A 22,685-nucleotide genomic window follows, 5' to 3' on the forward strand; every position below is an offset into this window, starting at 1 on the left:
GCAGGTTTTCTCAACGGAAAACCTGCATAAGGAATTGTGGCTCGGGATACATCTACGCTGGTTTTGCTACAGCTGGTTTTTAGTGGATCGTCTTCATCCTTCGCTGCATGTAGTCCATCAGCAGATACTCTCCCAGAGTGTCTGGGGTGGTGAAGTAAGCTTTCCCTCTGCACATTGAAGCGACTTTCTGAACGAACTGTACCAGGCTGTAGTCGGAGGCCAGCATGAAGGTATTGATCATGATATTGGCGCGCTTGCAGCGGGAAACTTCTTCCAGTGTTTCCGATAGCACCAGAGGATCGATGCCGAAGGCATTCTTGTAAATCCTCCCATCCGGAAGAGTAAGTGCGGAAGGCTTGCCATCGGTGATCATGACGATCTGCTTCATGTCTTTGCGCTGTCTTGCCAGAATTCGCTGCGCCACGCGGAGGCCCTCTCGCGTGTTGGTGTAATACGGCCCGACACGTACGCGTGCCAATTGAGAAACCGGCATCTCTTCCGCAGAGTCATGAAAAAGAACAAGAGAAAGAGAATCGCCAGGATACTGCGTACGAATCAGGTGAGATAAGGCCATTGCTACCCGTTTCGCAGGTGTGAAGCGGTCTTCTCCATAGAGAATCATGGAGTGAGAGCAGTCCAGTAAAACTACTGTCGCACAGGAACTCTGATATTCGCTCTGATGAACATGCAGGTCTCTGTACTCCATGTTCAGAGGCAGGGAAATGCCTTCACGTGCAATCGCCGAGCTAAGTGTGGTGGTTGTATCCAGGTTGAGAGTATCTCCGAATTCGTAGGGACGGGAGGCTCCGCTGGATTCGATCCCGGTTGCCCAGTGACGCGTGTCATGACGTCCAAAACTTGATTTCCCCAAAGATCCCAATAAGTCTCGCAGGGTCTTGAAACCTAAAAAGTCCAGACTCTTATCTGTAACTTCAAAACGTACTTCGGTTTGCGCTGTTCCTGTCTGCCCTGGTCCTGAAGCCATCTGAGACGGGTCAGCCGGTCTGTCGAGAGAGATGTAATTCTCCTGTTCCAAGCGTTCGATAAGTTGATCGATCAATTGTTCAACCTGATCGCCGGAGATCATTTGATCGATGCGATCTTGCAGTTCCTGGTCGAAGAAATCGCCCGATTCGAGGGCCTGCCGCAATGCTTCCCGAAGGCTTTCCAAAGTTTGCTCGCCCCTGAGTTCCTGAAAGCGAGAGAAGGGAGAACGGAAGCCGGAGTCCAGAAGATAGTCGGACAGAGCTTGAAGAAGATCTTCCATGCTCATTTCGGAGGCGGCATCGCCTGTGTACTTCGTATAGCGAATGCGTTTCATAAGTGGCTCCAACCTTCCGGGAGAAGAGATCCTCGGGTAATAGATGCATCCCTTGGTTTTTGTCGTGTCGATAGCCTGCGGTAGAGAGGATCTATGAGTGCTCCATCTTTGTGGCGGCGTGAAACACCGCCAGCAAGATGGGAGGAGCGAAGGCTTCGATATCGGAAACCGGCCGATATTTAGTGTTTCGTTTTTCCGGTTATCGATAGTAGAACTTATGTTTTTTCACCTTAACTGCTTCGCTCGTGAAGATGGAGCACCCGCACATCCGTTGTAGAGTCAATCCCTCCGGCTACCGATATTGCAATATTCACCTTGCGTGTTAGTTCAGCCCGCCGCGACGGAAACGGCGCTGCTGCCATTCTTCGTATTCGTGGGTCTCTTCGACTTGTTTTTCTTTAGAGCGTGCCGGTTTTTCCTGTGCCGAATAACCACGCTCTTCGCTACGGCTAAGTTTCTTATGCGCGTACATACCTTCGAGAAGAAATTCAGCTGCCGCAACGGCCCGCTCCGGAGAGTTTGTAGTTTTCATCTTCAGAGGATTGAGCTTCTCGAATAATCCTTGAATCTGTTTCAGCTCTTCGAGTATGGCCGCCGATGGTTGGTTATCATCGATACGAATTGTGCCACCTAAGTTGAACCATTGTTCGATCTGCTGGGTATTGATATCTGCGAAATACTGATCGTAGATCTTAGCTGTAGCAGCGACTACGATTTCGCGGACCACAGCATCGGCTCCACGAAGTTCTCCCTCATACTCAAGTTCAACTTTTCCGGTGATGCCTGGAAGTGCTGAATATAGGTCGCTAATTCGGGGTACGGCAAGAGACTCCCGATGGATCAGCGCACGCCGTTCAGCGTTTGATACTACCAACTCCATAGTGGAAATCGGGAGGCGCTGACTTACGCCGGAGCGTTTGTCGATCTTTTTATCTTCACGAGCTGTGAAGGCAATCTGCTCGACGATTTGGCGTAAGTAATAAGGGACCTCTACAGGAAGAGAATCACGTTCAATCCACGCTTCTTGCGCTGTAATGGACATGCCCTCTTCAAGGCTCTCCGGATAATGGGTGCGGATCTCCGAACCGATGCGGTCCTTCAGCGGAGTAACAATCTTGCCTCGTGCGGTGTAGTCTTCGGGATTCGCACTGAAGACGAGGGCCACATCCAGAGGAAGTCGTACGGGATATCCCTTAATCTGGACATCGCCTTCCTGCATGATGTTGAAGAGAGCAACCTGAATCTTGCCTGCCAGATCGGGCAGCTCATTGACTGCAAAGATGCCGCGATTCGCTCTCGGCAGCAATCCATAATGCATGGTCAATTCGCTGGAGAGGTTCTCGCCGGCGCGGGCTGCTTTGATCGGGTCCAGATCTCCAACTAAATCAGCGACAGTGACATCGGGCGTCGCCAGCTTCTCGATATAACGATCTTCGCGGCCGAGCCAGGCAATTGGCGTCGAGTTCTTTTCTGCCTGAATCAGGTCCCGGCATTGGCGGCATAGCGGAGCATAAGGGTTGTCGCGAATTTCGCAGCCTGCAATGTAAGGCAGTTGTTCATCCAGCAAGGAGGTTAGAGCGCGCAGAATACGACTCTTTGCTTGTCCGCGCAGGCCCAGAAGGATGAAGTTTTGTCGTGAGAGGATTGCGTTGATGATTTGAGGAACGACTGTATCCTCGTAGCCGATGATGCCGGGAAAGATCGGATCCGGGCATCTTAGCCGTGCGATCAGGTTTTCGCGCATTTCTTGTTTCACGCTGCGCGCTAGCCTCTGTGCCGAGTATTTGCTATTCGTACGCAGTTGGCCGAGGGTTTGGGGAAGGCTGTTCGCTTCTGGCATCTTCTCCTCGAATCCGAAGAACGGGAATGAAGAACACTGATCTAGATGTAGATGAGCGCCGCGAGCAATACGCTCATCCGTATCAAGCTATTGTGCAGCTATTTTGCGCCGATGCAAGCCTGCTTCTGCAAAAAGATACGTCTTGGGTTCTTCCTATGAAGGAAAGATGCAGGCTTTGTTACATGATGTGGTTGTTTTGATTTTCTCTGCGTACAGCTCCGGCACTGGTCCTTAATTTGGGAAGAATGAGGTTGTAATAGTCCTTAAGTCGTTCTGTGCGTGTCTGGTCTGACCTCAAGGCAAGTAGCTCTTGTTTGAAACCCAGCTCTGCTGGCAGCGTCCATGCAAGTTGAAAAGAGATAGGTTGATCCAGATCCAGCGTTAAGGCCTGCATATCCAGTCCTGCGAGTTCCAGCACCTCGTAGTGCATGGCGGTGCATTGTTCTCGATCAGCTCGGGGCGCAATTGGGCCGTCATCGACAACCGGGATCGTCTCCGCCTGAAGAAAGGAGCGGGAGGCTGTATCCAGAGATTTGATCTCAAAGCGTTCAACCCCTTCGCAGAGGATGTCGATTCGACCGTCGGAATAGCGCTCGAGAACCCGAAGAATACGTGCTGTGCAGCCTATGACCGCTAAGCCTTCCAGCTGGGTACGGACAACTCCAAAAGCGGTCTTCTGATTCAGGCATTCGTTAATGAGCTCTTTGTATCTTTCTTCAAAGATATGAAGAGGAAGCGGTGCTCCGGGGAAGAGCACAACGTCCAATGGAAACAACGGCAAATTCATAGCGTGCTTAATCTTCTCATCAGGGGATTCGGCAGAATGAATTCCAGCCATCTTCATATTTCCAGGTCGTCCAGCATGGCCTGCATTTCGCTTTGTGCATGGCTGTTCCCCGTACGGATTGCGCTAGCAATACCGGTCCGAAGACGTTCCTTTGCCTCTTCCTCACGGTTATTACCGGCCAAAGTCTGTGCAGCCATGAAGTACGCCGGCGTGTAGTCGGGATTCAGGGCCAATAATTGTTCGAATTCCTTCAGCGCTGTCTCGATTTCGCCCTGGCTCACGTATTCCATCGCTAATCCATAGCGAGCAAAGCTGTCGTTCGGGTTCTGCTGTAGGATCTCTTTGAGTAGGGGAATCTTGTCCATAGCTTGTATTCTTTCCCATTCCGGTTTGGCCCGGTATAAATCCTTTCAGGCCAAGATTTGCTTAAATCCGTCCGATTGCTGAAACTGAACAGTGGGTCTGTATCCATTCCCGAGTGCGATTGTATCGCCTCCAGGGAAAGCGGGCAGGCTGAACAGAAGAGAGAGAGGACGCGCCGCCTATGAGCAACGCCGGCATGGATGTTCCAGCAAAGAAGGTATCAGACTCCCAATCGGAGATGACCGAGCTTATTCTTCCCAACGACACCAATACTCTGGGAAATCTGCTGGGCGGCAGGCTTATGCATTTTATTGACCTGGTGGGAGCTATGGCTGCCTACCGGCACTCGCGTACCCATGTCGTGACTGCTTCGATGGAGCATATCGACTTCATTGCCCCGGTTCATGTAGGTGATCTTTTGATTCTTAAGTCGTCAATGAATAGGGCTTTCAATACTTCCATGGAAGTTGGCGTGAAGGTATGGGTTGAAAACGCGGTAGCTTCGCCGATGCATCGTCATGTTGCATCAGCTTATCTAACATTCGTTGCCATCGATCCGCAGGGAAGGCGTGTTCCGATTCCTCAGCTTGCGCCGGAAACCACTGATGAGATACGCCGCTTTGAAGATGCCGGTCGCCGTCGCGAATATCGGCTCAAGGAATCAACACGGAAGCGTGAAGGAAAAGACGCGGCAGCAGTGGGTGGAGTTCGAGCCAGCCAATCGAAATAATTCTCTAGCCGGTTCCGCCGGCTTCTAATCGATAAGGAGTTTTAGTTATGGGACACATGCATGCTCAGCCCACTCCCCAGGCATTGCCGGGTGTTGCGAATATTATTGCCGTCGGTTCGGGTAAGGGCGGGGTCGGTAAGACCACTCTTGCGGTGAATCTTTCCATTGCTTTGGCCAAGATGGGCTATAAAGTCGGTCTAATCGATGCCGATGTCTACGGCCCGAATATTCCGCTCATGATGGGGACAAACCAGCAACCTCGTGTGTTGCCGGGGAACCAGATTGAGCCCATTACCGCTCATGGCGTAAAGCTGATTTCAATCGGTTTTCTTTCTCCGGGCGATAAGCCGATGGTGATGCGTGGACCAATGCTTCATCAGATTATTCGGCAGTTTTTGCAGCAGGTGGAATGGGGCGAGCTTGATTTCCTGCTCGTCGATTTGCCGCCGGGAACTGGCGATGTCGTAATTTCGCTGGTACAGACTGTTCCGCTGACGGGTTCGGTCGTTGTTTCGACTCCCAGCGATGTTTCGCTTCAGGATGCACGGAAAGCCCTGGAGATGTTTCATCAGGTGAATGTCGAGGTCTTGGGCATTGTGGAAAACATGAGCCACTTCACCTGTCCGCACTGCCATCATGAGATCGATATTTTTTCGAGAGGTGGGGCCGAGCGAACCGCCCAGCAGTTCAATGTTCCGTTCCTGGGGTCGGTTGAACTGGTTCCTGAGATCAGGAAGGGCGGAGATTCAGGCCTTCCCGTTGCCTTGGCGGGACCCGATTCCGAGCAGGCTGCTGCTTTCTATGCAGCTGCAAAGAAACTGGTTGAGCGTGCACAGGAACAGTCTTCGAAGTCCGAAAATATCCTCGAAATCAGCTAAAAGGCCATTGCTCGGTGGGGCATCTGTTGGAACAGCAAGCAGATGCCCTACGCAACTGAAGGTAGACCGGATTCGGGACGCCCGGAATTGGGGCATTTGGCCCAATTCTTGACACCCATTTTTCATCTCCCCTAAAATTAAAGAGGACAACCCTGCCCTATTTAGTACATTCGTCTCTTAAACAAGGGGTAGGGAGGAGTTCCGATGTCCCAGGACCTGCGTATCAGCCCCAGAGAGCGCCTTGTTCTTACCGCCATTCTGGAGACCTACATCGCTACTGGCGAGCCGGTGGCATCGCAAGCAATTGCCCGTCAATTCAGAAATAAAGAGGGCCTGAGCTCTGCGACCATCCGTAATGTCATGAGTAGTCTGGGTGAGGCGGGCTTGCTCGATCAGCCGCATACCTCGGCAGGACGCATCCCAACTGCCAAGGCCTTCCGCTTTTATGTGGAACAATTGTCGTCTCAGGGGCGCCAGGCGGTTTCCATTTTGACTCAGGCACAGCAGGAGCAAATCGAAGACAGTTTTGCAGGGGTAAGCAGCAGCCAACAGTTTCTAGAGAGAACTTCCCATGTTTTGGCGCTTGTTTCCAGTGGGGTAGGTCTGGCCTTAGCTTCGGGGGGCGAGATGCATGCACTGGAACATATTCACTTTTCCCGTCTGTCGCCGGGACGTGTTCTGGCTGTTGTAGTTACCAAGTCCGGAGTGGTTTTGGATCGGGTCCTTTGGCTGGATCATGATTTAACGCATACAGATCTGGAAACGGCGGCGCGGTACCTCAATGAGAATTTTCATGGCTGGTCGATAGAGCGTATCCGTCAGGAGGTTCAGCAACGCCTTGAAATCGAGCGGGGCGAGTACGACTTCTTGATGCGGTCTATGCAGGAGTTGTGGAGCAAAGGGCTCATGGTAGCCGAGATGAGTGCGCAAACCATCTTTGTAGAGGGTGTTGCGAATCTGTTGGCTTCCGAGCTCGACCGCGACCGGTTGCGCCAGATGTTAGCGGCACTGGAAACGAAACAAAGATTGATAGAGTTATTGAATGCTTATGTGGATGCGCGGCAACAGTCTGTACGCGTCGTGGTGGGTTTGGGAGAGGCAATTCCGGAGATGAGCGAGCTTGTGCTCTTCGGAGCTCCAACCCGATTGGGCATTGATAGTCTAGGGACAGTTGCCGTTTTAGCCCCAACACGCATCCAGTATCAAGAGACAATTAGCGCCGTTTCCTTTATCGCTCAATTGTCTGAGAGAATTCTGCAGGTTCCTCAATAGTGCGTCTAGATAAATTGCGACGTCGGTTCGGCCAGAGGAGAAACGTGTCTGGAGAGCCAAATAGTTCAGGCGAAGAGAATATGAGTACTAGAACAGAAGAAGAATTGGCGGAGATGACCGCGAACGTGACTGACGAGAAGATCGAGGCCCAACAAAACACCGACCCCGCTTCCGATCCTGCGGAGGCAGTGGCTACCGGTGTAGACGGATCAGGTATTACTGCTGCTCCTGACGCGGTGGTTGAGACTTCTGCGGGTGCTACGGTTCCAGCAGAGGAATATGACCGGCTGAAGGCCGAGAGAGACCAACTCTTTGATCGGGTCGCTCGCTTGCAGGCCGAGTTTGAAAATGCCCGGAAAAGGGAACAACGGGAACGTTCGGAGTTTCGCGATTATGCAACCGGCAATGTTGTTGAGCAGTTTCTGCCGGTGCTGGACAACTTCGAACTTGCGCTCAAGTCCACCGGTTCTGCGGATCAGCTTCGTGTTGGTGTGGAGCTGATCGTAAAGCAGATGGAAGAAGCTCTGCGCTCTTTGAGCATTCAGGCGATTGAGACTGTGGGCACCCAATTCGATCCACGAATTCACGAAGCCATCGAAAGCGTGGAGCGTGAGGATGTTCCCGATCATCAAGTAATTGACGAGATCCGTCGTGGATACCGCATCAAGGAGCGCCTGTTACGTCCGGCCTTGGTACGAGTGGCGTCGAATCCAAACCAGAAGGAAGCATGAGTACCAGAGCCAACGTGAGCAAAGCCGACTATTATCAGGTTCTCGGCGTGTCCAAGGATGCCAGCGATCAAGATCTGAAATCGGCATACCGCAAACTCGCCATGCAGTACCATCCGGATCGAAATCCGGACAACCCGGAAGCCGAAGAGAAGTTCAAGGAGGCCAGCGAGGCCTATCAGGTTCTCTCCGATCCGCAGAAGCGTGCAGCCTATGACCGCTATGGCCATGCCGGGCTGAACGGCGGTGGCGGCTTCGATGGGAATCCCTTTGCTGGCGCTCAGGATATCAGCGATATCTTTGGCGACCTTTTCGGCGAAATGTTCAACATGGGTGGCGGCGGCAGCCGTCGTGCCACTCGTGCCCGCGCCGGAGAGGATCTTCGTTTCGATCTGACTCTCGAATTCGAAGAGGCGGTATTCGGTAAGCAGACACAGGTAACGATTCGCCGTATGGAAACCTGCGGCGATTGCCACGGTACCGGAACAGCAAGTGGTCACGGACCGAAGACCTGCCCTCAGTGTCAGGGCCGTGGTCAAGTGCGTTACCAGCAGGGTTTCTTCACCATTGCGCGTACCTGTAACTCCTGCGGCGGAACCGGATCGATTATCGGCGATCCCTGTTCCACCTGTAAGGGAGATACTCGTGTCGCCCGTGAGCGGACGATCGAGGTGAAAATTCCCGCAGGTGTGGAAGACGGAACTCGTATTCGTTACGGCGGAGAAGGTGATGCCGGTCGTTTTGGCGGCCCTAAGGGCGATCTATACATTGTCCTGACCGTAAAGTCCCACGAGTTCTTCGAGCGTGACGGGAACGATCTGCATTGCGTAGTACCAGTTTCTTTCCCACAGGCGGCCTTGGGTGCCGAACTGGAGATTCCCACGCTGGAAGGCGAGACCAAGCTCAAGGTTCCAGAAGGTACGCAGAGCGGGAAAGAGTTTGTCATTCGTGGTAAGGGGGTGCCTTATCTGAATGAACATGGACGTGGTGATCTTGTAGTCCGTGTCATGGTTCAAACTCCCAAGAAGCTGACCAAGATTCAGCGCGAGTTGATCCGCCAGCTTGGCGAGTCCTTAACGATCGAGACAAATCCTAATGCGCCTTCTTTGCTCGGGAAGGTGAAAGAACTTTTTAGCTAAGCGCATTCAAATCAAGAAGGGTACGGGGAAGAGTTTCTTTCCCGTACCTTTTTCTTTGCGCCTAACCCTGTGATCAGAAACGCATGAAGGAGAGACGATCCTGGATAACGGGGTGCGTTACAGAGATGGGTTCTGCATTCTTTCTCTATAGAACCGGATCTATGCAGCCAAAACTTTACAGTTAAGAAATCGTCCATAGAGCTTTTCGCCTGGGTGTAGACTTGCCGGCGATGGTGAAGAGCCGTCTTCTTGTCCCCGAACGAGTCAATAGCGGATTTGCCGGAATCCGGTTCAATGAAATATTGCCACTGCCTTTGCGCTTCGGTTTACATTTGTGCGAAAAATGCTCTATCGAGGAGACGAATGTCCGGAACACGTGACGTTGAAGCGCAAGTAGCGATGTTGCAGGAACTGCGGGATGCCACTCCAGAGATTCAGCTCAAACAATTCCGCACAGCATTAGGGAATAGGAACAATTACGTCGTCTCCAAAGCTGCAGAGTTGGTTCGCGAGCTTCATCTCACGGCTCTTGCTCCTGAGCTCACTACAGCCTATGAACGCTTCTTCCGTGACCCCGTCAAGACCGATCCTCAGTGCTGGGCAAAGAATGCATTGAGTCAATGTCTGGCAACGCTGGATCTTGGAAGCCACGAATTGTTTCTACGTGGTCTCCGCTTTCATCAGATGGAGCCTGTTTGGGGAGGACAATCCGATACTGCTATTACTCTTCGAGCAAACTGTGCACTTGCTTTACCAGCCCGTGTAGAACTCTCCGATGAAAAGATTCTGAGTCTGCTGATCGATGCCTTATTGGAGAATCGTGGAGAGGCAGATGCTCCTGTTCGAATTGCCATCTTCCGCGCTATGGAGAGAATCTCTTCTCCTGCGGCGGCTCTTCTCTTGCGCCTGAGGGTCGTGCTGGGCGGTGATACACCGGAGGTAATGGGAGTCTGCTTTTCCGGGGTGCTAAGTATCGAAGGTCTATCTTCGATCGATTTCGTGGCAGGCTTCCTTGCTCCGGATGAAGCAGGTGCTGAAGCTGCCCTGGCAATTAGCGCAACTCTATCTCTTGAGGGATATGAAAAGTTAAGAAAGTGTTTTAGCGAAACCTCGGATCGATGGTTCTGCGGAGTTCTGCTTACCGCCATTGCTCTTACAAGACAGGAAAAAGCAATGGAGTATCTGCTGGAATTGATTCGCGAGGAATCTTTTCATGCAGAAGCTGCGGTGAAGGCGATAGTGGGAGCTGCTCCAGCTGAAGAATGGATGACAAAGCTGGAAGACGCAGTGTCGGATGCTCCACGCCTCTTTCGTGTGCTCAAAGATTGCTGTCGGAGTTAACTGAAAGATTATTTCTCCGGAAGTACTGCTTCGGAGTCACAAAAAACTGCGAAGGAGTTTGTTCTTTGTGTCTGAACGGTATTTTCTGAGAACGGTCTTTGGTCCTGGAGCATTTCCCCCAAAGCTATGGAGTGACAAGCGGAAGTTTGGTCAGCCTTTTGTTTTGGAAGGCTGCACTTCGTTGTTGTCGGCTGCATATACTTATGCGGGAAATGCTCGAACCGGGACCTGGACACCATTCTTTTGAAGAATTCAGTTATTCCAGGTGTGACGCAAGAATTGAGAGCGCAGCGATGGCGGCAGTTTCTGCGCGTAGGATGCGAGGTCCGAGAGAGACTGCTTGCCAGCCGAAAGAATCGAAGAGAGCTTCTTCTTCCGATGTCCATCCACCCTCCGGTCCGACGGCAAAAGAAAACTCCGGAGCATCGTCAACAGCTTTGCTCAATTGTTCCGCGATGGCATGACGCAGGGTTGTGGTTCGTTCCTGTTCGGCGAGTACCAGCTTTACGGTCACTGTTTCGTTCATCAGGATGTTTTTGAGGGGGGCGACATCTTCGATGACGGGAATATCGGATCGACGCGACTGCTTCGCCGCTTCATGGGCTACACGACGCCAACGTTCCACTCTCTTTTCCGCACTTAGTGCCAGATGTTTTTCCGTGCGGCGAGCGATGGCGGGAAGAATCCGTGCCACTCCCAACTCTGTTGCTTTCTCAATAACCCATTCCATCCTGTCAAACTTAAAAACCGAGAGAACGATAGAAACGGGCAATGCGGGTTCTGCTTCTATCTCTGCGATGAGGTTAAAACGAACGACCTCAGGCGATACGCTGGCAATAACGGAATGCCATACGTGACCTCCGGCGACCACGTCATACTCCCGTCCAGGTTCTGCGCGAAGTACCCTCGCAAGATGTTCGGCTTGGGCTCCTTCAATTTGTGCTGTCGCTTCGTCCCAGCGGTCGGCAATCCATCGACGTCGTGTCATGACCTGTCATTTCCTTCGAGTAAATATTCGCTCTGTTCAAGAGTATCTGCAGTAAATGATTTTGGGGCAATGCGGGTGGACGACATTCTTTCGGCAAACCGGACGAGGGAAAAGTGGATTTGGTTGTAAAACACTTCGGGGGACGCTTTCAGCGTCCCCCGAGGTGTTGCCTGTTTTACTGCTTTGCCTTATTCCGCTACTTTTTCTTCGTGGTCTTCTTTACAGCCTTCTTCGCGGGTGCCTTTTTTGCGGCTTTCTTAGTTGCCATGGTTTCTATTCTCCCTGTTCGATTTGTACATCGAACCTGCAACACCAGTGTTGCAGTTATCGAATGTATAGAGTCATGCTAAATACGTGTCAAGAAAAAAATAGTAATTCTGTCTGAAAATTTTTTGTTCTGGATTCGTGACGCGAAATTCGTCCCTCAAAAAAGCTCGATACCCGATCATGAAAGCTGATGTAACGAGCGTAAAAGTGCCAATGCAATTCCCGCGATAGCATCGTGAAAGGCATGTGCCATCATGCAGGTGCGCAGTGCTCCACGCTTGAACGCCAGAACGCTGAACATCGCTCCATACACGGTGATGAGTATTACTCCGCTGAGTCCCTCATATCCATGAGAGAAGCCGAAAAGAATCGCCGAGATCAAGATTCCGACCCAGACCCGCTTCGTAAGAGTGACGAACTGCTGCTGAAGATATCCTCGGAAGATCAATTCTTCGCAGATGCCGGCAGTGATGCTTAGGACGATCCACAAAATAACTTCGGAAGCCGTCCTCGGTGCGAGTGCCAGGACCGTTTTCTGCGGAGATCCCGCATGTGCGATTCGAAGAAAGATAGCCAGGATTCCAAGGACGAGAGATGAGAAGAACCAGAAGGCCAGAGCGATACCGCAATCTTCCAGCCATTCGTTGATGCCCGGACGAGTTTTTCCAAGCAACTGACGAAGAGAGATTCCCTTAAGACGTATTCCCCAGAAAACAAAGAGCACCATCAGCCACTCCATCCCGAGGGTAAGCAAGTAGCTGGTCAGATGATTGTGTCCGAAGGAACTATGTCGAGCACTACGGGCAGAGATAGTTGAGATGGAAAGGAGGATCAAGATGACAAGGGCCGTGTGCCATAACGGGGCAATACGACGACGGCCTTCTGTCGATTCACTACTTTGTGTGAGATCTAGCATTCAATTACGTTCAAAGCGAGTCCTGCGAGAGAGGTTTCCTTATAACGGGACTGCATATCCATGCCAGTCAGGTACATGGTTCGTATGACTTGGTCGAGAGAAACCTTGTGGGCCTCCGATTCGTTCATTGCCATGCGGCAGGCATGTACGGCTTTTACGGCTCCCATAGCATTGCGTTCGATACAAGGGATCTGTACAAGGCCGCCGATTGGATCGCAGGTCATTCCCAGGTTATGTTCCATGCCGATCTCTGCGGCATGTTCTACCTGTCCGTTTGTGCCATCCATTGCTGCAGCTAAACCTCCGGCTGCCATGGAGCAGGCAACGCCGACCTCACCCTGGCATCCCACCTCTGCTCCGCTGATCGATGCATTCTCTTTGTAAAGAATGCCGATAGCCGCCGAGGTGAGAAAGAAACGTAGAATTCCTTCCTCATCGGAGTCCGGCAGGAAATCACGATAGTAGTGAGCAACCGCAGGAATGATTCCTGCCGCACCATTCGTCGGTGCTGTGACTACACGCCCTCCGGCGGCATTCTCTTCGTTTACCGCCATGGCATAGACGCTTACCCAATCCAGCGGGGCGAGTGGATCTCCGGAGCCTTTTCCCTCTGATGCTTTGTCTCGAAGTCTCTGTGCAAGGTGTGCCGCTCTTCTACGTACGTTCAGTCCTCCGGGGAGAATACCTTCGGTACGCATCCCCCGCTCAACGCACTGTTGCATGACCTTCCAGATATGGAGGACGCCATCGCGCACCTCTTGTTCCGCGCCGGGAGTATTGCGGAGAGCAATTTCATTGGCAAGCATCATCTGCCAGATCTTCAGCTGATGACGTGCTCCCTGTTCGAGAAGTTCTGCTGCACTGGAGAATGGATACGGCAGAGGAGCTGTAGTAGAACGTGAGGCATTCCTCTCGGTTTCTCCGTCGCGGACAACAAAGCCACCTCCGATAGAGAACCATGTTTGCTGCTCCAGGATTTTTCCGGAGGCATCCGTTGCGGTAAAGCGCAGACCATTCGGGTGTTGTGTCTGTGCTTCCGGTGGCGTCATCTGGTCTGTGTGAAACAGCAAATGCGAGGTTTCGAGAAACGAAATGGTTCTCTGTTTTGCTAAAGGCAGCTCTCTGGATGTGCGAATGGTGTTCAGCCTGGATTCGATTGTTGCTGGATCGATCTTAGCCGGTTCATCTCCGCAGAGCCCAAGGAGCACTGCGCGATCCGTTCCGTGGCCTTTCCCGGTGAGTGCGAGTGAGCCATAAAGATCTACCGTGACATTCGCTGTCCGGGAGAGAATCTGGTGAGTGGCGAGGTCATTGGCAAAAGTACAAGCTGCTCTCATTGGACCTACAGTGTGAGAACTGGAAGGGCCAATGCCGATTTTGTAAAGGTCGAAAATGCTAGTGGTCACGACAACCTGATTCTATCCCGGCAGCGCATTCAAGGGCTCAGTGAGACTTTACAGGTGTCTTGCGAATGCGGTTCGTGGAGCTTTGCTTCTGTGAACTGCCGTTTGGGTTACTTGCTCGAATATAGGCTGCGGCAGCAAGAAAACGTACTGCCGTTTTTTGATCTCCGAAGACTTCCAGGAGTGCGTCTGTAACCTCCTTCCCATGAAAGCTTCCTAGAGCCCGTGCACTTGCTCCACGTACGAAATAATCCTTGTCGTGGAGCGCGGCGATAAATTCTTTCTGGATTTGCGGTGTCGGCGTGCTGGAAAGAAGATTCGCAGCCAGCACTCTGGCCGAGTTGCCGGAATTCCCCCTGCGTAAGAGCCGATACGCATCAACTCCGATTCCGAAGGGGCCTAGCATTGCATAAGCTCCCTGTTCAGCACCGATTATGGCGAGTGTCGAAGGATTATGCAGGTCCTTATTGGCTTGATGCAAGCCAGACGAAAGAAGTCCGGAGGAAGCCTTTTGCTCTCCCACCAGGATGCTGGCTAAAGTGTTTTCTCCGGTGTGGTCATTCATCTTCCATAAGGCAACGGCAGAGGCAAAGCTTACCTCTGGAGCCCGGTCATCCAGCAGTTGCCGCAATTGCGGGATAAAAGATCGATCACGTAAGTTTCCCATTGCAATAACGGCTGCCACGCGAACGTCTCGTTCCGGATCTGCGATTGCTTTGCTGATCAAGAGCCGTGTCCTGGGGGTATTGGGAAGAGTGCTGATAGCATTCAGTCCGTCGACACGTGTCTGCGTCTTGGCACTGGAGATAGCTGTAGTCAACATCTCCCATGCGAGATTAATAGCTGTATTGGGATTATTTTTGGCATTCTCCGGTACAGGTGTAACCGGTTCGTCAGCCTCTTCTCCTGTTTCCGTAGCAGATCCCTGTTGCTGTGCCTTTGCCTCCTTCGGGTTCACCTGATCCTGCTGATCTGAAACGTGAACAGTCGAGCTGTCATGTTCTGGAGTAGGTTGCAGTGAAAGAGCAAATGTACTGGGAAGCGAGTAGAGAAAGCCAAGGGCCGTTAGCAGAATGGCCCGGCAAGAAAATTTCATCGCTTTACCTCGCGTGCTTATCAGAATCTTCTTCACGTAGAAGTGAAAACATACTGCAAATCCAAGCAGATGGATGCACTTTCTTGAGTTTTGGGATGTGTGCTGGATTCAGACGTAACTTTCCTGGTGGCTGTGAGTCTGGAATGCTACACTCGGCACACAGAAACCATCATGTTATTCAAGGCTCTTAGTGCAGCTGTATATGGTATCGACGCCAGCATTATTGACGTTGAAGTGGACTTTTCGGGGATTCAGACAGCAGAGGAACACTTTCATACAGTAGGGTTGCCGAATGCGGCAGTGCGTGAAAGTCGGGATCGAGTGCGTGCTGCAATCAAGAATACTGGTTTTTCAATCCCTCCGACCCAGATCACTATCAATCTTGCTCCTGCCGATATGAAGAAAGAGGGTTCTGGGTTCGATCTTCCGATAGCAGTAGGAATCCTGGGCGCATATGGAGCACTTGAACTACGTGACTTAAGCCAGTTTTTGCTGGTGGGAGAACTCGGCCTGGATGGTAGTGTGCGGACAGTTCCAGGAGTCTTGTCCATTGCATTGGCTGCGAAAGAGCGGGGAATTCCTAATTTGATTTTGCCTGCAGCAAACGCTCCGGAAGCCGCTGTTGTCGATGGCGTAAATGTATACCCGGTAGCTTCACTGGAGGAAGTTCGTCTACTGCTGAATTCAGCTGCGAATGGTGGCATTCAGGTTCAGCCCTATCGTGTTTCTACGGAAAGCATTCTTGGAGAATTGCACCACTTTCAATACGACTTCAAAGATGTACGCGGGCAGCAGACCGCAAAGCGAGCACTAGAGATTGCAGCTGCGGGTAGCCACAATATTTTGATGATCGGACCTCCAGGCTCGGGGAAGACGATGCTGGCGAAGCGTCTGCCCTCGATCCTCACGCCGTTAACCTTCGATGAAGCGCTAGAAACGACCAAGATTCACTCCGTTGCTGGTGTCCTCGATGCTTCGGCGGGTCTGGTTACACAAAGGCCTTTCCGTTCACCTCATCACACTATTTCGGACGCAGGTTTGATTGGCGGCGGGGCCGTGCCTCGTCCGGGAGAGGTCTCTTTAGCTCATAACGGTGTATTGTTCCTCGATGAGCTACCGGAGTTTCCGCGCAATGTTCTCGAAGTAATGCGACAGCCCCTGGAAGATGGAATGGTAACTATTGCTCGTGCGGCAATGTCACTAAGTTTTCCGGGAAGATTTATGTTGGCGGCGGCAATGAATCCTTGCCCCTGTGGTTATTTCAACGATAAGTCGCGCGAATGTTTATGTACTCCGCCGATGATTCAGAGATATATCTCGAAAGTTTCCGGTCCTCTGCTAGATCGCATCGATATTCACATAGAAGTGCCTGCGGTGAAGTACAAAGAGTTGCGTTCCGGAGCCGCGAGCGAAGGTTCTGCGGAGATTCGTGAGAGAGTCCTGGCTGCAAGAGAAAAACAGAGACAGAGATTTGCGTCAGCGGGCGAACGTATTTTTTGCAATGCGCAGATGGGAACCCGACAGATTCGTGCTTATTGCGAATTGGGTGATGATGCCGAAAGAATGCTGGAACGGGCAATGCAACAGCAAGGATTAAGCGCTCGCGCGCACGACAGAATTTTGAAAGTAGCCCGCACGATTGCGGATTTAGCTGGTGTACCGGATATTCAGGTTCCGCATATTGCAGAAGCTATTCAATACCGAACCTTGGATCGGACTTATTGGAATTAAGCGTATCTCGCATAGACATACACTCAGCAAGCGTGACAAGTGAGCTTCTTCCATCCCGGTAAACCAAAACGGATTTGCCGGGACTTCAGCTTAGCCGAAAGCAAAAAGAATGCTGAGCTCCGATTTACCTCTGTGCGAGAAGTGCTTTAACACTTTCTTCCGCTAAAGAAAGCCGCATTTTACTACTGCTCGCCCGCCGATACCTATGCGGGAAATACCCTGCGAATCAAAATCGGCAACATTTCGGAAATGCCGGAATATTGGGGCCGTAGTTGTTCAGGTAGAAAAACGTTTGGCACTTCTTTTCGTCAGTCAATTCGTTTGGGTACCTGCCGGAGATGACTCTAGTAATGAAAATCAAGTCTAAGAGTCTTCTCATCTATGCCGATAATCTCACTGAAGCAGGGTGTCACAGGCGTTTCCGATGTACTTGTAGCTGTGATGGTGTTCTTTAAGCCACAGATTCCATTAAGCTTATGTCGGGCAGAGGATGAAGAGTGGAACAGGGAATACAAGGTGACGCCAATTTTGATGTGGCTTGAGGTGCCTATATGGCTGAAACAGCGATAGGAACTCCGTTTCTCGTCTTTCTTTGCGTAATTTTTGGCGTTGGTTTGGCTGCAACGATGTTCAAATTGGACTCTTTGGTGAGTCGTCCAAAGAAGGAGGATCATCATTCCTTGGCGGGAGGCTTGGATGACGACGGGATGCCAATCTTTTTGGAGCCCGATGGGACGCCATTACAGCCCAAAAGGGGAAAAAATCCTGCCTAGATTTCGGCAAAAATACTGATTTTCTTCCATTTTACGGAGGGAAATTGTGCGACCAATTGCGGGAAACAGTGCATCCCATGAAGAGGAAAGGGAGCTTACATCCCCCAAAATATAGGAAAGAGAGATACGCGGCCAGGGTTACTGTTTTTTGGAGTTTTTCACAAGGACTCTATAAAAAACTATTGACCCCATGGAGGAAGCAGTTTAACTTCAACATGGCCATCAAACAAACGGCCGATAGAGCCGGTCTACGTTGCTTCGGCAAGTCGTGGTGTCGTTTCAAATCCCTTCCATCAATAGGGGCCTCAGGTGGAAAGACATTCGTCGGCAGGTGATTGCAAACGTTCGGTGTTTGCGGGACCGAAAAGACGTAGTGGCAGACTTTTGTTTGCCTGCACTGCATAGAAATGCAGTAAGGAACACTGAAAAGAAGAAAAAGTACATCAAACGCAGCGTGGCTGCGTCTAATGATGTGGAAACAAACGGACTGTGAGTCCTCAGAGTGGCCTTTGTGCCCAGATACCGCTGAGTAAAAAGCGGACAAGCATACAGGAGAAAAAGATGCGATCTGATTTAATTTTTGGGGCTCTTGCCCACGTGGCGAATCGTTACCAGCTTTGCCAGCTTGCTTCTAAGGCAACCAGAAAGCTGCATAAGCCCAATACTCGCCTGCAAGATACTACAAACGACGTATTGGTACGTTTTCGTTACTCCAGCCCGGTAGCTCCGGGAAGCAAGACCTCAGACAACTCATCCGCACAGGAAAGTCGCGCAGCTTAAGCGCGACTCCTTCCTGATTTACCCCTTTAACCCTTTATATTATTTAGTTATCTGCTGGATCCAATTTCAGCTCCTTCCTGGAATACCCGCCAGAACTACCCACCGTAGGTGACAATGACCATCTCAGAGTTAAAAGAAAAGAACATCACGGAGCTGAGCCGCATCGCCCGCAGTCTGGAAATCCCAGGCGCCAGCGGGCTTCGCAAGCAAGATCTTATCTTCAAGATCCTGCAGGCTCAGAGCGAAAAAGAAGGTCACATCTTTGCCGAAGGCGTCCTAGAAATTCTGCCTGACGGTTATGGCTTTCTTCGTTCGCCAGATTACAACTACCTGCCTGGCCCTGATGACATTTATGTCTCGCCTTCCCAGATCCGCAAATTCGATCTGAAGACTGGCGATACCATCAGTGGCAATGTCCGCCCACCGCACGAAGGCGAGAAGTATTTTGCTCTCGTTAAGATCGAGGCTATTAACTTCGAGTCTCCGGAAGAGACCCGCAATAAGATCCTCTTTGATAATCTGACGCCGCTCTATCCGCAAGAGCGCATCAAGATGGAGACGGTTCGCGATGCAATCAGCGGCCGTGTGATGGATCTCCTAACACCTGTGGGCAAGGGGCAGCGCGGTTTAATTGTTGCGCCTCCACGTACCGGCAAAACGATGTTGTTGCAGTCGATTGCCAATTCCATTACTTCCAATCACCCTGAGATAGCCTTGATTGTTCTGCTGATCGATGAACGTCCGGAAGAAGTTACGGATATGCAGCGTTCGGTAAAGGGCGAAGTTATCAGTTCCACCTTCGATGAACCTGCGGCCCGCCACGTACAGGTGGCTGAAATGGTCATCGAAAAAGCAAAGCGTCTGGTTGAGCACAAGCGTGACGTAGTCATTCTGCTTGACTCGATTACTCGTCTGGCACGTGCCTATAACACCATCGTTCCTCCCTCTGGAAAGGTTCTGTCAGGCGGTGTCGATTCGAATGCTTTGCAACGCCCGAAGCGGTTTTTCGGTGCAGCCCGCAATATCGAAGAGGGCGGTTCCTTGACGATTATTGCGACGGCACTTGTCGATACCGGTTCGCGTATGGACGAAGTTATCTTCGAAGAGTTCAAAGGTACCGGCAATATGGAAGTCATTCTGGACCGCAAGCTTGTCGATAAGCGCGTATTCCCGGCCATCGACATTCAGCGCTCCGGTACCCGTAAGGAAGAGTTGTTGATTCCGAAGGAAGACCTGAATCGTATTTGGGTGCTCCGTAAGGTGTTGAATCCTCTTTCCCCGGTTGAGGCTATGGAGTTATTGGTTAGCCGTCTGGAGAAGGCAAGAAACAACGCTGAGTTCCTTCAGAATATGAATCAACTGTAGTTTCAGATAGAGCTGTAGAGGAAAATGCCCGGCTGATCCCGGGCATTTTCTTTTAGGTACTTCGTCTTCTGTTCAACCTGAATAGGTTCCGGCATGGCCGGTAACCTATCTTTCCGTCTGCCAGCATAAGGTGGGGCAAAAGAGGTTCAAAGCTTTGTTCCCGGTACATGTTTCTGCCGCGTTTTTCGTAAGACCTTTGGAGTGAGCCGATACCCGCTTCTGCAGAGGCTGAAAAATCGAAATCGCAAGGGTTTTGGCAGTCTTTGCGCTGAGCCTTTCTCTGCTTTGTCGTTCAAGTTCTACAATGAATCAGAATGACTGAACGGCTTTATTATCACGATTCCGCATTGCAGAATTTCCATGCCCATGTGACCGACGTCCGGGAGCTATCGCGGATGGAAGGTCAGTCGATTTGGCAGATATCCCTCGACCGGACGGCTTTTTATCCGACCAGCGGCGGTCAACCCTTTGATACCGGTGTACTTCGCTCCTCATCTCGGGGTGGCGCCGTGTTGGAGATTCCGGTGCTGGAAGTGGAAGAGAATGAGACCCAAATCTGGCACATGACCCAGAAGCCTATTCCCGTAGGCTCGGATGTAGAGGGTGTCATTGACTGGGGACGTCGGCGAGACCACATGCAGCAGCACTCCGGCCAACATCTTCTTTCGGCGGTCTTTGCTCGTGGGTTCAATGCTCATACTGTCTCTTTTCATCTTGGAGAAGAGACCTCCACTATTGATCTCGATACGGCAAACATAGCGAACAGCTCACTGGAACATGTCGAGAGAATTGCCAATGAGATCATTGCCGAAAATCGTCCTGTGCGTGTGCTTACTGTCTCCAGGGAAGAGGCGGAAAAGCTTTTAGTAAAGGGGAAGCTGCGTAAATTGCCGCCTCGCGAGGGCTCGATTCGCTTAATCGAAATTGAGGAGTACGACCTCAATGCCTGTGGCGGGACTCATGTGCAAGCGACTGGGCAGATTGGCGGATTACTTCTTCGCGGAATGGAAAAAGTACGCCAAGGGATACGCGTGGAATTTGTCTGCGGCTTGAGAGCTGTTGCCGAAGCGCGGAAAGAGCATCTGTTGCTTGGGCGTACGGCATCGGCATTAACTCTCGGGCGCAAAGAGGTCCCCGAGGCAGTCGAGCGTTTGATCACAGATGCAAAAGCTGTCGGGAAAGAGCGTCAGAAGCTGAAAGAAGCTCTTGCCGGCTATCAGGCAATTGCTTTGGCAAAGGATGCTGCTCCTCTTGGAGAACTGCGTTTGATTCGTCAGATCTTGGTCGGTGAAGATGCCGCATTCATTAAAGTGCTTGCGTCCAAAGCTGCAGCCAGCGACCCTAAGCTGGTGGTTTTGCTCTCGTCTACTGCGCAGGATCCGGCTTCCGTCGTCCTTGCGGCTGGTTCGGGAACGGAATTTTCTTGTGGAGAGATTCTTAAAGGTGAATTGCTGAAATTGGGGCTTCGTGGTGGTGGTTCCCGGGATATGGCTCAGGGACAAGTTCCGAGAGCCAGGCTTGAAGAGTTCTTCAATGAGGTGGAGAAGCAAGTTATAAAAACAGCTTCTAGCTAAAGCTGACTCCTCGCTCGTTGCCTGCTTCTCTTTCGCTGTTTCCATAGCCATAGTGTTAAGAGCATTCCGGTGAGAACCGAGAGTGCGGCTCCAAAATAAATGGCAGCGAATCCGAAGAAGCTTGCAACCCAGCCAGCCAGCGGCCCAACGACGCCGAGTGAAAGATCCAGAAAAGCAGTATAGATTCCGAGTGCCGCTCCGCTGTTGCTTAGGGATACGGAGCGGATCGCTTCTACTCCCAGAGAAGGGAAGACCAGGGAGAATCCAAATCCTGTAATGGCAGTTGCCATCATGGCAACCGAGTGCAAAGGTGCAAGCCACAGGCAAATCAGGCCCACGCATTCAAGACTCAGGGAGAGGATTGCGATTGGAAATCCGCCCCAGTGATGGATCGTATTCGAGAGAAACAGGCGCGCAGCAACGAAGGCCATGCCGAAGAGTGTCAGCGAGAGTGCCGCATTGGGCCAATGCCGGTTCGCATAATAAAGCGTAATGAAAGAAGCGATTGTTCCAAATCCTACGGTTCCTAGAGCTAAGCTGAAGCCGTAGGGAAATACTTTTTTCAGCACGGAAGCGAAAGGCAGCCGTCTTCCTTCGGCAGGTGTGACTCTTGGGACACTGAGCGCAAACAAAAAGCCAGCGAAGCTTAATCCACTTACCAAGAGTGCAATGGAGGAGAGACCAAACTGCTTCTCCATCCAGACGCCGAGGGGAGCCCCGATGGCAAGACCTCCATTGGAAGCAATGCCAGCCCAGGAGATCACTTGAGCGGTGTTTTCGATTCCAACTCTGCCCATTCCCCAGGTTGTTGCACCGGTAGCCGTCCAGCTTTCTCCAAAGCCAAGAATGAGTCTTCCAGTCAAAAGCAGAGATAGGCTGAGGAGGGGAGTCCGGACCGATAATGCCGAGCAGAGTAGGAGAATTCCGCTGATGCCTCCAGAAAACAATCCATAGAGCACTGTGGTTTTTGGCCCTGCCGAATCTCCCATTCGACCTGCCTGTGGGCGGCTCAAGAGAGTAGCAACATACTGTGTACTGATTGCAATTCCAGCCAGAACCGGTCCGAAGTTCAACTGGAGATGGACAAATAGAGGCAACACCGCAAGCTGAAGACCGATACCGAGATAGCAGATAAAGCCAAAGAGCGTCGTTGTGAGAATGCGAGGTGTGAGTGCGCGTTGTTGCTGCGTCGAGGTAATGACTGGCCTCTCCTTCGTGGGTACTCTAGTTAATTTTAAGTCAGCACTTTTTCCCTGAGACGAGGGATGGTGATTGCCGAGTCCTTTTGTCCTGTCCTTTGCGGTTTTGGTGCCGATGGCAGAATCCGTGTCTACGGGCATGGATGTTCAAAAACATGGTGAGACCCGAAAGCTGGTAGCCTTTCCATAGAGCA

The 22,685-nt window shown here is 51.5% G+C and carries 20 protein-coding genes; 11 read left to right on the forward strand and 9 right to left on the reverse strand.

Annotated features, from left to right (window positions below; genetic code table 11):
• Positions 1-79: 79 nt before the first annotated feature.
• The 4 genes from AC6I7T_RS19760 to AC6I7T_RS19775 all read right to left on the reverse strand — a co-directional run bounded on the left by AC6I7T_RS19760 (position 80) and on the right by AC6I7T_RS19775 (position 4,313).
• Positions 80-1,321 (reverse strand): vWA domain-containing protein, encoded by a 1,242-nt coding sequence (locus AC6I7T_RS19760; RefSeq protein WP_497789252.1) that lies wholly within the window; start codon positions 1,319-1,321, stop codon positions 80-82.
• A gap of 322 nt (positions 1,322-1,643) precedes the next feature.
• A complete protein-coding gene (locus AC6I7T_RS19765) occupies positions 1,644-3,161 on the reverse strand; it encodes a magnesium chelatase ATPase subunit I (protein WP_497789253.1) in 1,518 nt (505 codons plus the stop codon).
• A gap of 178 nt (positions 3,162-3,339) precedes the next feature.
• Entirely contained in the window at positions 3,340-3,999 is a 660-nt protein-coding gene (locus AC6I7T_RS19770) for an LON peptidase substrate-binding domain-containing protein (RefSeq protein ID WP_497789254.1), read from the reverse strand.
• Positions 4,000-4,001: 2 nt separating this feature from the next.
• Positions 4,002-4,313 carry a tetratricopeptide repeat protein gene (locus tag AC6I7T_RS19775; protein ID WP_497789255.1) on the reverse strand — a complete coding sequence of 104 codons (312 nt, stop codon included), beginning with the start codon at positions 4,311-4,313 and terminating at the stop codon, positions 4,002-4,004.
• A gap of 179 nt (positions 4,314-4,492) precedes the next feature.
• Between AC6I7T_RS19775 and AC6I7T_RS19780 the strand changes: the two genes are divergently transcribed.
• The 6 genes from AC6I7T_RS19780 (at position 4,493) to AC6I7T_RS19805 (ending at position 10,399) form a co-directional block, all read left to right on the forward strand.
• On the forward strand, positions 4,493-5,041 hold the full coding sequence (locus tag AC6I7T_RS19780; RefSeq protein WP_497789257.1) for an acyl-CoA thioesterase: 549 nt from the start codon (positions 4,493-4,495) through the stop codon (positions 5,039-5,041).
• Between the two features lie 47 nt (positions 5,042-5,088).
• Complete coding sequence (locus AC6I7T_RS19785) at positions 5,089-5,919, forward strand: Mrp/NBP35 family ATP-binding protein (RefSeq protein WP_497789258.1); 831 nt, start codon at positions 5,089-5,091, stop codon at positions 5,917-5,919.
• Between the two features lie 204 nt (positions 5,920-6,123).
• Positions 6,124-7,191 (forward strand): heat-inducible transcriptional repressor HrcA, encoded by a 1,068-nt coding sequence (gene hrcA, locus AC6I7T_RS19790; RefSeq protein ID WP_497789259.1) that lies wholly within the window; start codon positions 6,124-6,126, stop codon positions 7,189-7,191.
• Between the two features lie 80 nt (positions 7,192-7,271).
• Positions 7,272-7,922, forward strand: coding sequence for a nucleotide exchange factor GrpE (grpE, locus tag AC6I7T_RS19795; protein WP_497789261.1), 651 nt, complete (start codon positions 7,272-7,274; stop codon positions 7,920-7,922).
• A complete protein-coding gene (gene dnaJ / locus AC6I7T_RS19800) occupies positions 7,919-9,058 on the forward strand; it encodes a molecular chaperone DnaJ (RefSeq protein WP_497789263.1) in 1,140 nt (379 codons plus the stop codon). The genes grpE and dnaJ overlap by 4 nt, the downstream gene beginning before the upstream one ends.
• Before the next feature lie 363 nt (positions 9,059-9,421).
• Positions 9,422-10,399, forward strand: coding sequence for a hypothetical protein (locus tag AC6I7T_RS19805; RefSeq protein ID WP_497789264.1), 978 nt, complete (start codon positions 9,422-9,424; stop codon positions 10,397-10,399).
• A 256-nt stretch (positions 10,400-10,655) separates the two neighbouring features.
• Here AC6I7T_RS19805 and AC6I7T_RS19810 read toward each other — a convergent pair whose 3' ends face one another.
• From AC6I7T_RS19810 to AC6I7T_RS19825, 4 genes are all read right to left on the reverse strand, one after another.
• On the reverse strand, positions 10,656-11,387 hold the full coding sequence (locus AC6I7T_RS19810) for a 16S rRNA (uracil(1498)-N(3))-methyltransferase (protein ID WP_497789266.1): 732 nt from the start codon (positions 11,385-11,387) through the stop codon (positions 10,656-10,658).
• A 445-nt stretch (positions 11,388-11,832) separates the two neighbouring features.
• A complete protein-coding gene (locus AC6I7T_RS19815; RefSeq protein ID WP_497789267.1) occupies positions 11,833-12,570 on the reverse strand; it encodes a CPBP family glutamic-type intramembrane protease in 738 nt (245 codons plus the stop codon).
• Positions 12,564-13,976, reverse strand: a complete 1,413-nt coding sequence (locus AC6I7T_RS19820; RefSeq protein ID WP_497789268.1) for an L-serine ammonia-lyase — start codon at positions 13,974-13,976, stop codon at positions 12,564-12,566. Before AC6I7T_RS19820 ends, AC6I7T_RS19815 begins: the two co-directional genes overlap by 7 nt.
• A 37-nt stretch (positions 13,977-14,013) precedes the next feature.
• Positions 14,014-15,069, reverse strand: a complete 1,056-nt coding sequence (locus tag AC6I7T_RS19825) for a HEAT repeat domain-containing protein (protein WP_497789269.1) — start codon at positions 15,067-15,069, stop codon at positions 14,014-14,016.
• 171 nt (positions 15,070-15,240) lie between these two features.
• On the opposite strand from AC6I7T_RS19825, the gene AC6I7T_RS19830 reads away from it, so the two are divergent.
• The 5 genes from AC6I7T_RS19830 (at position 15,241) to AC6I7T_RS19850 (ending at position 21,292) form a co-directional block, all read left to right on the forward strand.
• The gene (locus AC6I7T_RS19830) at positions 15,241-16,800 is read left to right on the forward strand and encodes a YifB family Mg chelatase-like AAA ATPase (RefSeq protein ID WP_497789270.1); all 1,560 of its coding nucleotides are present in this window, start codon (positions 15,241-15,243) and stop codon (positions 16,798-16,800) included.
• Positions 16,801-17,351: 551 nt separating this feature from the next.
• On the forward strand, positions 17,352-17,573 hold the full coding sequence (locus AC6I7T_RS19835) for a hypothetical protein (protein WP_497789271.1): 222 nt from the start codon (positions 17,352-17,354) through the stop codon (positions 17,571-17,573).
• Between the two features lie 561 nt (positions 17,574-18,134).
• Positions 18,135-18,353: a DNA-directed RNA polymerase subunit omega gene (locus AC6I7T_RS19840; protein ID WP_497789272.1), complete on the forward strand. Its 219-nt coding sequence runs from the start codon at positions 18,135-18,137 to the stop codon at positions 18,351-18,353.
• A gap of 114 nt (positions 18,354-18,467) precedes the next feature.
• Positions 18,468-19,718: a transcription termination factor Rho gene (gene rho / locus AC6I7T_RS19845; protein ID WP_497789273.1), complete on the forward strand. Its 1,251-nt coding sequence runs from the start codon at positions 18,468-18,470 to the stop codon at positions 19,716-19,718.
• Positions 19,719-20,032: 314 nt separating this feature from the next.
• A complete protein-coding gene (locus AC6I7T_RS19850; protein ID WP_497789274.1) occupies positions 20,033-21,292 on the forward strand; it encodes an alanyl-tRNA editing protein in 1,260 nt (419 codons plus the stop codon).
• Here the strand turns inward: AC6I7T_RS19850 and AC6I7T_RS19855 are convergent.
• Positions 21,289-22,632, reverse strand: a complete 1,344-nt coding sequence (locus AC6I7T_RS19855; RefSeq protein ID WP_497789275.1) for an MFS transporter — start codon at positions 22,630-22,632, stop codon at positions 21,289-21,291. The two genes, AC6I7T_RS19850 and AC6I7T_RS19855, sit on opposite strands and share 4 nt — an antisense overlap.
• Positions 22,633-22,685 lie beyond the last annotated feature (53 nt).

It is taken from the genome of Humiphilus diazotrophicus, assembly GCF_059726315.1.